Genomic DNA, 14,485 nt, shown 5'->3' with positions numbered 1-14,485 from the left:
TAAAAGACAAAACAGTGAACCCACCTGTGTGAATTCACTGCTTTATTTTTAAAATTTAGAGCCTTTATCGCCGTATTCGTTTAGTAATTCTTCAAACGATTTATTTTTTTCACGTTGTTTGCGTTCAAACGCTAATTTTGCTTGACGTTCTTCCTCTGCCGCCTGCTCTTTAGCAGTTAAATCTTGCTTCGCCGCTTTTAATTTTGCGAGCACATCGCCGCCAAGCTGATCCGCTAATGTGACCGCCTCTTGCTTAGGTAGGCTAGCTGTCATGCTATTGTCAGTGCGTTGCTGCTGTTTTCGTTTCTTTCCCATTACATTCACCTTCTTATTGATATCAAGGGCGCTTTACAACAGTTGCTACGCCTTGTCCCCCACCGATACATAATGTGGCTAAGCCCGTTTTTGCGTCACGCTTTTCCATTTCATGCAATAGCGTCACTAAAATACGAGCACCACTTGCACCGATTGGATGACCAAGAGCAATAGCACCCCCGTTAACATTTAGTTTATCATGATTAAAGCTTAATTCACGATCTACAGCAATTGATTGTGCTGCAAATGCTTCATTTGCTTCAATTAAATCGATATCGTCTAAAGTTGTCTCTGCTTTTGTTAGTGCTTTTTGGACAGCTTTTACAGGACCTGTCCCCATAATAGCTGGATCGACACCTGCGCTGGCATTCGCTGTAATAATCGCCATTGGTTGAATGCCTAACTTTTGTGCTTTTTCCTTTGACATCACCACAACTGCTGCTGCACCATCATTAATACCCGATGCGTTCGCTGCGGTAACGGAGCCATCCTTTTTAAATGCTGGTCGTAGCTTAGCTAAGGACTCCGCTGTCACACCTGCTCGTGGAAATTCATCTTTATTGAAAAGAAGTGGCTCTCCCTTACGCTGTGGAATCTGGACAGCCACGATTTCATTTTCAAACTTGCCAACTGCAATCGCTGCCTCTGCACGTTGCTGAGAACGAGCCGCAAAAGCATCCTGCTCTTCTCGAGAAATTTGATACATATCACATAAATTTTCAGCGGTAATCCCCATATGATAATCATTAAAAGCACACCATAGGCCATCTTGAATCATTGTATCTACTACCTTTTGATCGCCCATTCGGAAGCCTTCTCGTGCATTTTTTAAGACGTAAGGTGCTTGGCTCATATTTTCAAAGCCCCCCGCAACAACAATCTCAGCATCTCCCGCTATAATCGCCTGTGTGGCTAAATGAACAGCCTTTAAACCCGATCCACATACTTTATTAATTGTTAATGCTGATACCTCGTGAGGTAACCCCGCTTTAATTGCCGCTTGACGAGCTGGGTTTTGTCCAAGCCCTGCCGCTAAGACATTCCCCATAATGACCTCATCTACTTGTTCTCCTGCTACACCTGCACGTGCTAACGCCTCTTTAATGACAATGCTACCTAACGTTGTCGCTGGTACGTCTTTTAATGTCCCCTGAAATGAGCCTATCGCTGTACGCACAGCACTCACGATTACTACCTCGTTTGTCATAATCATTCTCCCCTTTTCCCCGTTCAAAAATCAACACTGCATGCATATGCTACTAGCAGATATGTATATTTTAACAAATATTTTGACGATTTTCGATAATAGAAATAATCGCAGTTTTGCCAAAGATATTGTAAAATGTTGACGTGTTTTAAACAATCTTAGTTGGGAACATTACAAATAAGAAACAGCATGTGGAGGTGTTTTATGATGAAAAAGAAGATGCTTTTATTCTCTGGTATTACAACAACGCTAGCCGCAGCTGCAACAGGTCTGTTCGGCTTCGCGCTTTCCAATAAATTAATGTATATCCAACAAAAAGACCCGGAGTTTGTTCGAGAACGAGAAACGACTGCCAAGCGCTTTGATGAAGCTTGGTACAATAATAACTTGAAATGTGAACTCAATATTGATTCTCCTAATGGCTACTCAATTCGAGGCATTATGTTTCAGCCTTTGCAAACTAATAACACCATCATCATTTGTCACGGTGTCACTGAAAATAAAATAAATTCCGTAAAATATGCTCGATTATTTGAAAGACTTGGCTATAATTCAGTTATTTTTGACCATCGTCGTCATGGTGAATCTGGGGGCAAAACAACGAGTTATGGCTACTATGAAAAAAATGATCTTGATGCAGTAGTAAAGACAGTGAAAGCCATGATTGGTGAAGACGCTATCCTTGGGATTCACGGTGAATCCATGGGGGCAGCAACTATGCTACTTTATGCTGGAACAGTGGAAGATGGTGCTGATTTCTATATTTCAGACTGTGCGTTCTCCGATTTTTCCATGTTGTTGAAGCAAATCGCCAAAACCGAATTTAAATATGGCTCCATTATTCCCATTCGCTTTGCCGATTTCTTTGTTCGCCTCAGAGATGGTTACTCCTTCAAAAGTGTAACACCTGCTGAAGCCGTGACACATATTGAAAAACCAGTACTCTTTATTCACAGTATTCCTGATACATTTATTCCAGCGTCGATGTCACTAGATCTCTACAATAAAAAAGCAGGTCCCAAAAAATTAAAACTTTTTGACACTGGGGCACATGCACAGTCCTTTAATGAAAATATGGATGAATATGAGGATTTAATTCATGATTTTTTAGAAAGTTTTATTTACCAAAAAATCAATCCCGAGTCTTCCTCCTCCAATGTCATTCCATTCCATTTTTAGCACACATGAAAAAAGATCATGTCAAAGGCAGAAAAAGCAACTTTGCAAGGTGAGAGGTTGATTTCCGTTCCGCCAGCGCCCTTTCCAGGGGGCGTCCGATGAGCCGCTTCACTCACTTACGCTCGCTCCAGGGTCTCATCTGTGACGCTAATCCCCTAGGAGTGACGCTGGCTCCACTCCAATCAACCATTCTGCAAAGTGTCTTTACTTTTTTTCATAGTAATATAGCGATTAAATAGCCCATTATTTTTAGAGGGAATAAGCTCTTATTTTCAATGTGGGGAAGTGATGTGTGACAACACCTCTCCATAAAGAGTAGTGAAGACCTTCGCCTTATTTGAAAACCTTTGCTAAAAAGGTAATACTTTTGTAGGTTGGAGTGGAAGGCTACTTGACTCCCGTGGGATAACGAGACAGGCGAGCCTCTAAACGGAGCGATAGCGGAGGAAGCGGCTCGGGACGCTCGCCCACAGGAAAGCAAGTAGCCTGCAAGGGAAATCCATTTCTACCTTCCAATTGACTGTTTTGTTTTTCAACACTAAGAAAACCTTGCGGAATTATCTCCGCAAGGTTTTATAAATGATTATTCTCCAAAAACGATATGCCATTCATCTCGTTTTGCTAAAAATTCTTCAGCTAATGATTGTGCACCTTCCAAGCTATGGCTAGCAGCCCAGCCACACTGCACCTCATTGCATGCAGGAACAGCTGTTGCTTTTGTCACATCAATAAATGTTTTCTCTAAAATAGTTAATAATTCCTCATAATCATTATGATTAATCAGTGATACATAGAAGCCTGTTTGGCAACCCATTGGACTAAAATCAACAATGTGATCAGAGTAGTTACGAATAATGTCAGCAGATAAATGCTCTAAAGAATGTAAGGCAGGCATATCCATATGCTCTTTATTTGGCTGTTTAAAGCGAATATCATATTTGTACACTTCGTCGCCATTTTGGCCCGTTTTAATACCAGCTAAACGAACATAAGGTGCCTTTACTTTTGTATGATCCAGATCAAAGCTTTCTACATTTGTCTTTTCTTTTTGCATAATACATAACCCCTTTCCGTATGGTAATTCTATTATACATAGTTTCCCGATAGAATTATATGATTTTCAAGAATTTTTTAAATACTGTAAAAAATATAAAAAAAACAACTAGTTAAGTTTGAACTAGTTGCTCTCATCATTCCGATTACTTTTGGAATTTATTCATTTGTGCCATCATTTGACGTACTTGCTTTTCAGACGGCGTACGACCCATTTGTGCCATCATCATACGAATCATTTGCTCATTAATAGGTGGGTTTTCTTTTAAATATTTCATCATAGCTTGACGAGCGAAATAGAAACCAAGTGCCGCTCCCGCTGCTAATGCGATAATTACGATAATAATCCAGCCCCATGTAGGCATACAACCAACCTCCTCCACTACAATATACCGAGAAAAACTCTCCACGCACCATTATACACCAAATGATAGCGTGTTACTATATATTGTAGTGAATTTTCCTAGTGCATTGTATACTTCATCGGCTTTAACCACCCACACTCATTATCCTGTTTATTAAAAGCAATAAACCGTTCACTCATTTTGGCAAGCATTTGAAATAAATCTAAATCTAGCATTCGCGAACCTTCACAATAAACACAAATTTTACGATCGACCAAATAAATAGCCATTTTGCCTTTTATCGGATGTTCTAAAAACAAAGCATTGCGGGCTCTTTCTAAATGTGCATATTTGGAATCAAGTTGATGTTCCAACATCGCTGCAATTTCTTCAAAACGAACAGATTCACATATATATGCAAGCTCTTTTAAGGATTTCTCGTTGGCGTCTTCACAGCCTTGCATCATCTCTAACAACTTACGCTCTCTGCCAAAAATAAATGTTAAATGCTCTTCTTTTATCTTATATATAGAATAGGTTCTCACCAGAAATCCTCCTTCGCTCAGTTTCTTTTCCATAAGTATAGCTCATCCAACCTTGTTAATTTGTCAAACGAAGGAAGGATCTATCTTCTATTTTTGTCGAAAAAATTCTAGTTTCGCATCTATAAATGACTTTATGACAAATGGTATTTTTTGATAAAACAAAATAGTTATTTTCCAAAAACAAGAAAAAACAGCTCGTTTTATACGCCAAAAACCCACTTTCGTTACAGCTTAGATGGTTCTCAGCCTCAAGACCTAGATCAAAATCAATTTCGAGTCCGTTTTAGACAATCTTGTATAGAGGTAACATAAAGGTACAAACGAAAGGAGCTAAAACAAATGAAAAAATTTCTTTTATTAACTGGAGGCGTCATCGCAGCATGTGTTGCACTTGCCTTAATAGGACCACTGGCAGGTTTACTATTCTCCGGATTATTTGTAGCACTAGGCATGCATTTCTACATGGCAAGCAAATCAACATTCGGTAAAATTTTCTGGTTTACAGTTGGTCTAATCGGTGTTCTATCAGCAGTGTCTAACATTCCAGCAATGATCGGTCTTGCAGCTATCGCTATTATCTATGTCATCTATAAAAAATGGAATGGCGAAGATGTAAAAATCCCTACAATCGAAGGGAAAAAAGAAGAAGATCCGTTTACAAACTTTGAAAAAGAATGGTCAAACTTAACAAAATAAAAAGGAGCGAAATTAAATGAATTTATTTCAACGTTTTAGATATACAGTAGAGGCAGACTTACATCAAATATTTGATAAAAAGGAACAAAAAAATCCGATTGCAATGTTAAATCAATACATTCGCGAGGCAGAAAAACAAACAGAACAAACAGGTAAATTATTAGAACGACAAGGGCAATTAAAAGAAAAGCTAGAGCAAGAATATAAGCAAAATGCTGAATTACTAGCTAAACGTGAAGCCCAACTAACATTGGCAACAACTAGTGGTGAACAGGATTTAATTGATTTCGCTACAGATGAAGTAACGGCTTACACAGCTCGTAATCATACACTACAAGCGAGCATTGAATCGAGTACACGTGAATACTTCGAGCTAGAGCGTAAATTCGAAACAATGAAGCATAAAATTAAAGATATGAAAGTACGTCAATTACAGCTGATGGGAAAAGAAAATGTAACACGTGCTCACCATCAAATGGACGGCATGATTGCCAAAAACAATAAAACAAATTTTGAAGATTTAGAAGCCTATATCGATAAATTAGCTTACCAAATCGATAAAGATCATGAGGTAACAACTTTCGAGGCAAGACTGGCAGAATTAGAAAAAAAAGCAGCAGAAGATCACTCACCACTGCTAATTGAAAATAAATAACATGTTATAATGAAAGCAATGCGCCAACTTTATAAGGCGCATTCTTTCACGTTTAAAAATAGAGGGTCCCATTCCCTCTCTTATACTATTAGTAGAAGGAAGGGTGACCCTCTTGCAAAATTTCACAACAAATAAGCTCACGTTTTGGGTACTATGCTTCTTTTTACTCGTCTTTGTAGAGCTTACTATTTTTAATAATGGCGGAGCCTTCTGTTTATTGATTGGGGCAGTACTTCTTTATTTAAGTTTTTCCAAAAAAGTTCGTTTTTTTAAATGGACAGGAATTTTCTTCATTGCTATTGCTTTGTTTACCATGTGGAGCCTACGTTTATTCGTCGTCATCATGCTCTTATATATGCTTTATCAATACCTACAACGAGAAAACGAACCAAAGGTAGTCGGTGCAGAGCTTTTTGAAAAGCTTCCTACAACTAAAAATGACTTGATTGGCACAATGCCAGCACCTACAGAAGCGTACAAATGGCAAGATGTACAAATTCAACGCCTTGCAGGAGATATTACGATTGATACAACACAAACAATCTTACCTGCTGGCACTAGTCTCATTACAATTCGCCAAGGGATCGGGAAAGTTCAAATCTATATTCCCTATGAAATCCCTTTCCGTTTACAGTATACGACGTTATTTGGTGAGCTTATCTGCTTACATAAGGGGCCACAACGCATCTTAAATGAAAGTATTACTTTCGCTGACGGCAACCCTGAGGATGCTAAACGCGTTTTAATTATTCATGTCGCAACCTGGCTGGGAGATTTGGAGGTGCTACGAAAATGATTGCCTTTATCTCAAGATTGTTTACGCTATTTTTCATTTTAATGAGTGCTGTTTTCGGTCTGCTTGTGGCGGTATGGGGCAATCCGGATGAAAAAACATGGGAGCCATTGTGGCAGCAGACTTACGATAATATTCCGCTAGGAGGCATCATCGTAGTTAGCCTGTTTGTACTTAGCTTCCTGTTTGCTAGCTGGATCAGCATGACTGCTCGGGCACGAGAAGCTCAAGCAACACGCATTGTGAAGCAATTAATCGAGCCTGATTTTATTTTCCCTAAAAAACAAGCACTTCCGAAATCATTAAAAAAGGCAATAGTTCAAACAAGTGAATTAATCGATACACAGCGAAAAAGCTTACAGCGACTCTCCAATGAACGGGCAGAAGCAAATGATAAAATTATTCAGGAGCGTATTATTGCTGAACGCCAACGACTTGCTAGGGAATTGCATGATTCCGTATCACAGCAATTATTTGCGGCTTCTATGTTACTCTCAGCATTAACTGAAAATGACGAAAATGCTACTAGCTTAAAACAGGTGGAAAAGATTGTTCAGCAGGCACAGCTAGAAATGCGCGCATTGCTGCTCCACTTACGACCTGTAGCTCTACACAATAAAACGCTAGCACAAGGCTTAGAGGAATTGATTATTGAACTTCAACAAAAAGTTTATTTCCATATTGAATATGAGCTAGAGGAAATGGCCTTAACAAAAGCAGAAGAAGACCATTTATTCCGTATTGCACAGGAAGCCCTCTCTAACACGCTCCGTCATGCCAAAGCAAGTGAAGTGGAGTTACTGCTTGTTGCACGAGATGACTTAGCCATTTTACGAATTCAGGATAATGGGTTAGGCTTTGATGTGGAGGCCGATAAATCAACTTCGTACGGCTTACAAAATATAGCTGAACGAGCTGTTGAAATTGGCTGCACATACAAAATTGTGTCCGTGCCTGAAGAAGGAACGATTGTGGAGGTTAAAATTCCGCTACAGAAGGAGGAGGTTCATGTCGATGATACAAGTGCTCATAGTGGATGATCATGAAATGGTACGGATTGGCGTTTCAGCCTATCTTTCAGCACAACCAGATATTACAGTTGTAGGTGAGGCTGAAAACGGCAAAGAGGCTGTGGAGCGTGCCCTTGCCCTAAGACCTGATATTATTTTAATGGATAATGTCATGCCCATCATGACAGGAGCAGAGGCAACAGCGGAAATTTTAACGGCATGGCCAGAGGCAAAAATCATGATGGTGACTAGTTTTTTAGATGACGATAAAGTCTACCCTGCTTTAGAGGCTGGTGCGGTAAGCTATATTTTAAAAACTTCTAATGCTAAACAAATTGCCGATGCTATTCGTAAAACCATAGGTGGCGAAACAGTATTAGAGCCAGAAGTCACATCCAAAATGATGCACCGTATGCGCCACGGTAATAATACGCCCCTTTACGAACAGCTCACTGACCGTGAAATGGAAGTATTATTGCTCATGGCAAAGGGTAAAGCCAATCAGGAAATCGCTGACGAACTATACATTGCCTTAAAGACCGTAAAAACACATGTTAGCAATATTTTAGCAAAGCTCGAAGTGCAAGATCGTACACAGGCTGTTGTCTATGCTTTTCAAAATGGCCTTGCTAAATAAACACCTACATAAAAAACTGCATGTCAGCATGCAGTTTTTTCATGTATTTAGAGGTACTTGATTAGATCCACAATATACCTTTTCTAATTCTTGTCGTGATCCATAACCATATGTCACGCCGATAGCATCAAAATCATTTTCACGAGCCCCGATCATGATAAATTGTTCCTTTGGATACTTGGCAAAATGATGCAGCACCTCTGCAATAATCTCATTTTTATCATAATAAAAAAGTACCGCAACACTCAGTCGATGTTTAAGTTCGCTGAGTGTTGCGGTATTTTAATATAAATTATAGTGCTTTTACTTTCGCTACGACATTTTCTACAGTGAATCCGTATTTTTCCATTACTAATTCACCAGGAGCTGATGCACCGAACTTGTCGATTGCAAGAACGTCACCTTCAAAGCCAGTATATTTATGCCAGCCAAATGATGCACCCATTTCAATCGCAAGACGTTTTGTCACAGCTTTTGGTAGGACAGATTCTTTATAAGCTGCGTCTTGTTTTTCAAAGCGATCCATAGACGGCATGGAAACAACTGCCACATCCACACCTTCTGCTTTTAACGCTTTCTGTGCTTCAACAGCAAGTGAAACCTCAGAGCCTGTTGCGATTAAAATAGCATCTGCTACTTCTTTTGTAGCAGGAGATACTGTGTAAGCACCCTTCGTAACACCCTCACGAACTGTTTCAATAGAAGCGTCAAGGACAGGTAAGTTTTGACGAGATAATACTAAAACGGTTGGCGTTTTTTCTGATGCTACGGCAAGCTCCCAAGCTACTGCTGATTCATTTGCATCCGCAGGACGAATAACAGAGAGATTTGGCATCGCACGTAGTGATGCAAGGTGTTCGATTGGTTCATGTGTCGGACCATCTTCCCCTACTGCAATAGAGTCATGTGTAAATACATATGTTACAGGAAGCCCCATTAATGCAGAAAGACGAACTGCTGGACGAACATAATCAGAGAATACGAAGAACGTACCGCCAAATACATTTAAACCACCATGAAGAGCCATACCGTTCATTGCAGCACCCATTGCAAATTCACGAACACCAAACCAGATGTTGCGACCAGCATAATCGTCTGCAGAGAAATCGCCTGCACCCTTCATCGTTGTTTTATTGGAGCCAGCAAGGTCAGCGGAACCACCAAAGAATGAAGGAGTTTTCTTCGCAATGGCATTAATCGCGTCACCAGAAGAAGAACGTGTTGCTACAGATTTACCTGCCTCATATACTGGTAGCTCTGACGCAAAGTCCTCTGGTAATTCACCATTCATCGCTTTTTCAAATTGAGCCGCTAACTCTGGGAACTCTTCTTTATATGCAGCAAATTTAGCATTCCAAGCTTCCTCAGATTGTGCACCTTGTATTTCAGCAGCAGCATTAAATGTATCATACACTTCAGCAGGAATTTGGAATGGCTCGTGTGCCCATTCATACGCAGCTTTCGTTAAGACAACTTCATCTGTACCAAGTGGCGCACCATGTGAATCTGCTTTACCAGATTTATTTGGAGAACCAAAACCAATCACTGTTTTTACTTCAATTAATGTTGGTTTGCCAGTTGATTTTTTCGCTTCTTCAATTGTGGCATTAATGGCATCTACATCTGTACCATCAGCCACTTTTAAGTAATTCCAGCCATAAGATTCAAAGCGTTTTTGTACGTTTTCTGAGAATGACTTTTCTAAGTCACCGTCTAAAGAAATATCATTAGAATCGTAAAGTACGATTAATTTTTCAAGCTTTAAGTGACCAGCTAATGAAATAGCTTCAGCTGCTACACCTTCCATTAAGTCACCATCACCACAAAGGGCAAATGTGTAGTGGTCAACGATATCATGACCAGGTTTATTGTAAGTAGCCGCTAAATGACGCTCAGCCATTGCCATACCAACTGTCATAGCAATCCCTTGACCAAGCGGACCAGTTGTTGCCTCTACACCTACTGTATGACCGTATTCAGGATGTCCTGGTGTTAATGAATCCCATTGGCGGAAGTTTTGAATTTCTTCCATTGGTAAACCATAGCCTCCAAGATGAAGTAAGCTGTACAGAAGCATAGAACCATGACCAGCTGATAGTACAAAACGATCACGGTTATACCATTTTGGATTTGCTGGATTATGGCGTAATTGTTTTGTCCATAGCGTATAAGCCATTGGCGCCGCCCCCATTGGTAAACCTGGGTGACCAGAATTTGCTTTTTCGATAGCGTCGATTGACAAAGTTCGAATAGCATTAATTGCTAAAAGATCCGCGTGTTGAGTCATTATATTGTGACATCCTTTCTCGTCCTATATTGTTCTTTTACAGTTTAGTCAACATTGCTTTAGAAAACAATGCTTTTGTTATACTAATTGCGTTTTCATACATACTTTATTGAATTGTGTCACATTAATTTAGAAATTTATTTTTTTTAGCTTGTCTTACTTTCTCTGGTGTCACATCATTACCTTCTGCATCTACCACTTTTACATTTTCAATCGTATCTCGCATAGTCGCTCTAAACGTATCTAAGTACTCCTTGCGAAGCGCTGTTCGCTCCTTAGCCTCTGCTTCTGTTAATTGACCACTTTTGGCCTTAGCAGAAAGTTCATTAATTCGGTTAATTTTTTCCTTTGATAACATTGTTACACACCTTTCAATACCTAGCTTAATGACTTCAGTATGCAAAGTATAGCATGCTTTCCCTTAAAATGCAGTTATACCAACCCTTAATAACACTTCTTAGCCATAATTTACATGACTTCCAGATGTTAGTCGTGTATAACTAATAATAAAAGGAAAAAATTTATATTTATTGGAGGAAATTAGATGAACATCACAACACAGCGATTACTTATCCGAAAATTTGAAGCCCAAGATTGGCAGGCTGTTTATAGCTATATGTCTGATGAAACGGTGATGCATTATATGCCTGAAGGAGTTTTAACGGAAGAACAAGTCCAAAAATTTATAACAGAAAATAGCGCGGATCAAGCTAAGCATTTTGCCATTACTTTACGCGATCAACCAGAAGTTATTGGTCATTTAGTTTTTCATCGATGCTTTGGCGAACATACCTATGAAATTGGATGGGTATTGAATCCTGCTTATCAGCAACATGGCTATGCATCAGAAGCTGCTCAAGCCCTATTAGATTATGGATTTTCCAAATTGAAGCTTCATAGAATAATAGCAACATGCCAACCCGAAAATATAGCTTCTTACCGAGTGATGGAAAAGATCGGTATGCGGCGTGAAGGATTTTTTAAAAAATGTATACCGCATGGTGACAATTGGTGGGATGAATACTATTACGCAATCTTGCAAGAAGAATGGCATAAAACTCTATAAAATGACCGTGTTACATAGTAACAACATTTGGTCATTCAGTAAAAAGAGTATAAAATAAATGGCTAACACTTCAGACAAAACGGAGGGATAAACCTGAGGAGTATGATCAAAATGTTGAGAAACAAATTAGGGATAACCAAAGCTATACTTACGAAAGAATGCGGTGTTGTTAGACAGACAATTAATTGTATTGAAAATGATAAGTACGAGCCATTAGCTTTGAAGATGGCTAAAGTCCTCAATAGCCGTATTGATGAGGTGTTTATGTATGACTAAATTTCTTCCTGATTCGATCATTACCATGAAAGATTTTGTGAAAGAAGACTCGGTATTATTACGAAAACAAACCGAAGAAGTGACGACACCCTTAAACCAAGAGGATCGAAATACTTTATTAGCTATGCTGCAATATCTCAAAAACAGCCAAGATCCAACGCTAGCAAAAAAATATAAGCTTCGCCCTGGAACTGGGTTGTCTGCAAATCAAATAGGTGTAGACAAACGAATGTTTGCTGTACTATTTGATCATAATGAAATGGTGTTTATCAATCCCAAAATCATAAGTCATTCCCTCAATATGATTTATTTACCTGATGGAGAAGGCTGCCTGTCGGTTAATCGACCTGTCCATGGTTTTGTGCCAAGATACGAGCGTATTAAGGTCAGAGCATATGACATTGATGGTCAAGAATTCATCCTGCCGTTTCAGGGCTATGGGGCGATCGTTGTCCAACATGAAATCGATCATTTAAATGGCATAATGTTTTATGATCGAATAAATAAAGAGTATCCTTTTCAACTACCTACTAACATCATCATCGACAGTTTGGCTTCCTATCAATAGCATTTTTTACTGTGAATAAAAAAAGATTAGCAGGCGATATTATTTGCCTGCTAATCTTTCTTGATGTTCTTGGAAGCGACGATGAACAGTCGCTTTACTTACTTCAAAGCCCAACCCTCGAAGCGTGATCGAAATTTCCTCAAAGGTAAATCCACGTTTGCGTAGCTTGACAATTTCATCTACAGGTAGATCCTTTCGCTCCTGCCCATGGGGATTCCCTCGGTTCGATAAATTATTTTCAGGACGATAGCCATTTTCTACAGCGCGTCGCATGCCTCGACGTATTTTAGCATTATGGATTCTTCGTTGATACTCCTCCACGATTGCTAAAATCTCAAGCAGCATCGTGTCCATTTCATTTAGTTGAACGGGTCCTGCATCGCGCATGGAAAAAACATCTGTTGCTGATTTTTGCAATAAATGCAACACAGCCATCCTTGCGTTCCCACGTCCTAATCGTGTTTCATCTTGTACAAAAAGGGCATTAATTCCCTTTTCTTTAATGAAATCAAGCATTTCAAGCAAGCCATCGCGTTCCACATCATAGCCGCTATGCTTATCCTTAAATACACCCTTTACCTCATAGCCTTGCTCTCTAGCGTAGCGCAGCAACTCTTCCTGTTGGCGCTCTAATGAGGAGCTTTGTGTTTCTTTTTCAGTACTTACACGGCAATAGACAACAGCCGACATTTGTTTATTCATCATTGTTCAGTTCTCGCAATTTCGATAGTATGGATGGGATTGGCTTGATCACCCAATACAGGAATAACTAGAGACTTTCCTGCCACAATTTTAATATCTGCTAATTCATTTTCTGTTTTGACCAGCTTAATCCAATCATCTGTACTCATCTTACCACGGTATTGCTCTGCTAACGACCACAAGCTATCCCCATGTTCAATTTGAATTTCTGCGTAATTAACATCTCCTGGATCAGTGATGTAAAGGTATCCTGCAAATAATAGACAAGCTCCTAATAAAATGGAGATATGTGTATTTTTCTTTAACCATGTCATAGTTACAACTCCTTTTCTAGAATGTTTGTTCGGAATGTATGTTCTCATAATAAAGCGAACAAACGTTTTTGTCAAACACTTTTCGAACCTATGTTTGCATACATGTTCGCATTCTGTTATACTATCAAATAAGAAGAATGATATTAGAAAAAAGAGGTGAGCACTCATGAAAAAAGTTTCGAAAAGACAAGAGGACATTTTGGCTTTTATTAAAGAAGAGGTACGAGCTAAGGGATATCCACCATCAGTACGTGAAATCGGGGAAGCAGTCGGACTTGCTTCAAGTTCAACTGTTCATGGTCATTTAGCTCGATTAGAACAAAAGGGCTTTATTCGTCGAGATCCAACAAAGCCACGTGCAATTGAAATTTTAGAGCCTGAAGAGTCTATTCAAAAGCAGCAAGTCATTCATGTACCACTTGTGGGGAAGGTAACTGCTGGTTCCCCAATTACTGCTATTGAAAACATTGAAGAATATTTCCCATTACCAGATACGTATGGCACAAGCGAGGATCAGTTATTCATGCTAGAGATTATGGGGGAATCTATGATTGAAGCAGGAATTTTAGACGGCGATTTAGTTATTGTGAAGCAAAAGGCAACAGCTAATAACGGAGATATTGTTGTAGCCATGACAGCAGAGGATGAAGCAACGGTCAAACGTTTCTTCAAGGAAAAAAATCATTTCCGTTTACAGCCTGAAAACTCATCTATGGAGCCTATTATCGTCGATCAAGTTTCTATTTTAGGACAAGTTGTAGGACTATATCGTCGTGTACATTAATCATTTAAAGTAGGTTTTGAGGATTATGTGTTCCTTCTAAGAGCATGTATCCTC

19 protein-coding genes are annotated in these 14,485 nt (G+C 39.3%); 9 read left to right on the top strand and 10 right to left on the bottom strand.

Features of this window, described 5'->3' with window-relative positions; all coding sequences use genetic code 11:
* Positions 1–48: 48 nt before the first annotated feature.
* Both AC6BKE_RS13170 and AC6BKE_RS13165 read right to left on the bottom strand, forming a co-directional pair.
* Entirely contained in the window at positions 49–315 is a 267-nt protein-coding gene (locus tag AC6BKE_RS13170) for a YqkE family protein (RefSeq protein ID WP_036127968.1), read from the bottom strand.
* Between the two features lie 22 nt (positions 316–337).
* Positions 338–1,522, bottom strand: a complete 1,185-nt coding sequence (locus AC6BKE_RS13165) for an acetyl-CoA C-acetyltransferase (protein WP_499856902.1) — start codon at positions 1,520–1,522, stop codon at positions 338–340.
* A gap of 207 nt (positions 1,523–1,729) precedes the next feature.
* Between AC6BKE_RS13165 and AC6BKE_RS13160 the strand changes: the two genes are divergently transcribed.
* Positions 1,730–2,701, top strand: coding sequence for an alpha/beta hydrolase (locus AC6BKE_RS13160; RefSeq protein ID WP_036127977.1), 972 nt, complete (start codon positions 1,730–1,732; stop codon positions 2,699–2,701).
* Between the two features lie 583 nt (positions 2,702–3,284).
* Here the strand turns inward: AC6BKE_RS13160 and AC6BKE_RS13155 are convergent.
* The 3 genes from AC6BKE_RS13155 to sirA all read right to left on the bottom strand — a co-directional run bounded on the left by AC6BKE_RS13155 (position 3,285) and on the right by sirA (position 4,676).
* Positions 3,285–3,755 carry an S-ribosylhomocysteine lyase gene (locus AC6BKE_RS13155; RefSeq protein WP_036128043.1) on the bottom strand — a complete coding sequence of 157 codons (471 nt, stop codon included), beginning with the start codon at positions 3,753–3,755 and terminating at the stop codon, positions 3,285–3,287.
* A gap of 145 nt (positions 3,756–3,900) precedes the next feature.
* Positions 3,901–4,119 carry a YneF family protein gene (locus tag AC6BKE_RS13150; RefSeq protein ID WP_004232154.1) on the bottom strand — a complete coding sequence of 73 codons (219 nt, stop codon included), beginning with the start codon at positions 4,117–4,119 and terminating at the stop codon, positions 3,901–3,903.
* 98 nt (positions 4,120–4,217) lie between these two features.
* Complete coding sequence (gene sirA / locus AC6BKE_RS13145) at positions 4,218–4,676, bottom strand: sporulation inhibitor of replication protein SirA (protein ID WP_170829784.1); 459 nt, start codon at positions 4,674–4,676, stop codon at positions 4,218–4,220.
* A gap of 306 nt (positions 4,677–4,982) precedes the next feature.
* On the opposite strand from sirA, the gene AC6BKE_RS13140 reads away from it, so the two are divergent.
* The 5 genes from AC6BKE_RS13140 (at position 4,983) to AC6BKE_RS13120 (ending at position 8,434) form a co-directional block, all read left to right on the top strand.
* Positions 4,983–5,339 carry a lmo0954 family membrane protein gene (locus tag AC6BKE_RS13140; RefSeq protein ID WP_036128044.1) on the top strand — a complete coding sequence of 119 codons (357 nt, stop codon included), beginning with the start codon at positions 4,983–4,985 and terminating at the stop codon, positions 5,337–5,339.
* A gap of 16 nt (positions 5,340–5,355) precedes the next feature.
* Positions 5,356–5,994 carry a PspA/IM30 family protein gene (locus tag AC6BKE_RS13135; protein WP_036128047.1) on the top strand — a complete coding sequence of 213 codons (639 nt, stop codon included), beginning with the start codon at positions 5,356–5,358 and terminating at the stop codon, positions 5,992–5,994.
* A gap of 112 nt (positions 5,995–6,106) precedes the next feature.
* On the top strand, positions 6,107–6,790 hold the full coding sequence (gene liaF / locus AC6BKE_RS13130) for a cell wall-active antibiotics response protein LiaF (RefSeq protein WP_036128050.1): 684 nt from the start codon (positions 6,107–6,109) through the stop codon (positions 6,788–6,790).
* Complete coding sequence (locus AC6BKE_RS13125) at positions 6,787–7,827, top strand: sensor histidine kinase (RefSeq protein WP_036128054.1); 1,041 nt, start codon at positions 6,787–6,789, stop codon at positions 7,825–7,827. Before liaF ends, AC6BKE_RS13125 begins: the two co-directional genes overlap by 4 nt.
* Complete coding sequence (locus AC6BKE_RS13120; RefSeq protein WP_036128056.1) at positions 7,802–8,434, top strand: response regulator transcription factor; 633 nt, start codon at positions 7,802–7,804, stop codon at positions 8,432–8,434. The genes AC6BKE_RS13125 and AC6BKE_RS13120 overlap by 26 nt, the downstream gene beginning before the upstream one ends.
* Before the next feature lie 39 nt (positions 8,435–8,473).
* Here AC6BKE_RS13120 and AC6BKE_RS13115 read toward each other — a convergent pair whose 3' ends face one another.
* The 3 genes from AC6BKE_RS13115 to AC6BKE_RS13105 form a co-directional block, all read right to left on the bottom strand.
* Positions 8,474–8,632 carry a hypothetical protein gene (locus tag AC6BKE_RS13115; RefSeq protein ID WP_499856901.1) on the bottom strand — a complete coding sequence of 53 codons (159 nt, stop codon included), beginning with the start codon at positions 8,630–8,632 and terminating at the stop codon, positions 8,474–8,476.
* Positions 8,633–8,726: 94 nt separating this feature from the next.
* Positions 8,727–10,721, bottom strand: a complete 1,995-nt coding sequence (tkt, locus tag AC6BKE_RS13110) for a transketolase (RefSeq protein ID WP_036128060.1) — start codon at positions 10,719–10,721, stop codon at positions 8,727–8,729.
* A 124-nt stretch (positions 10,722–10,845) separates the two neighbouring features.
* On the bottom strand, positions 10,846–11,079 hold the full coding sequence (locus AC6BKE_RS13105; RefSeq protein WP_036128062.1) for a DUF896 domain-containing protein: 234 nt from the start codon (positions 11,077–11,079) through the stop codon (positions 10,846–10,848).
* Positions 11,080–11,265: 186 nt separating this feature from the next.
* On the opposite strand from AC6BKE_RS13105, the gene AC6BKE_RS13100 reads away from it, so the two are divergent.
* Both AC6BKE_RS13100 and def read left to right on the top strand, forming a co-directional pair.
* A complete protein-coding gene (locus AC6BKE_RS13100) occupies positions 11,266–11,787 on the top strand; it encodes a GNAT family N-acetyltransferase (RefSeq protein WP_036128064.1) in 522 nt (173 codons plus the stop codon).
* Between the two features lie 268 nt (positions 11,788–12,055).
* Positions 12,056–12,631, top strand: coding sequence for a peptide deformylase (def, locus tag AC6BKE_RS13095; RefSeq protein WP_271912563.1), 576 nt, complete (start codon positions 12,056–12,058; stop codon positions 12,629–12,631).
* 39 nt (positions 12,632–12,670) lie between these two features.
* On the opposite strand, the gene AC6BKE_RS13090 is transcribed toward def, so the two are convergent.
* Together AC6BKE_RS13090 and yneA are read right to left on the bottom strand one after the other, a co-directional pair.
* Positions 12,671–13,336 carry a YneB family resolvase-like protein gene (locus tag AC6BKE_RS13090; protein WP_342504041.1) on the bottom strand — a complete coding sequence of 222 codons (666 nt, stop codon included), beginning with the start codon at positions 13,334–13,336 and terminating at the stop codon, positions 12,671–12,673.
* Complete coding sequence (yneA, locus tag AC6BKE_RS13085; RefSeq protein WP_036128077.1) at positions 13,333–13,647, bottom strand: cell division suppressor protein YneA; 315 nt, start codon at positions 13,645–13,647, stop codon at positions 13,333–13,335. The genes AC6BKE_RS13090 and yneA overlap by 4 nt, the downstream gene beginning before the upstream one ends.
* Positions 13,648–13,813: 166 nt before the next feature.
* Here yneA and lexA point away from each other — a divergent pair, with 166 nt between their 5' ends.
* Positions 13,814–14,431 (top strand): transcriptional repressor LexA, encoded by a 618-nt coding sequence (gene lexA, locus AC6BKE_RS13080; protein WP_004232118.1) that lies wholly within the window; start codon positions 13,814–13,816, stop codon positions 14,429–14,431.
* The last annotated feature ends 54 nt before the right edge of the window (positions 14,432–14,485 follow it).

This window comes from Lysinibacillus sp. COL-1 (genome assembly GCF_059814265.1).
The sequence above is the reverse complement of the archived record's forward strand: the minus strand, read 5'-3'. Positions and strand labels throughout refer to the sequence as shown.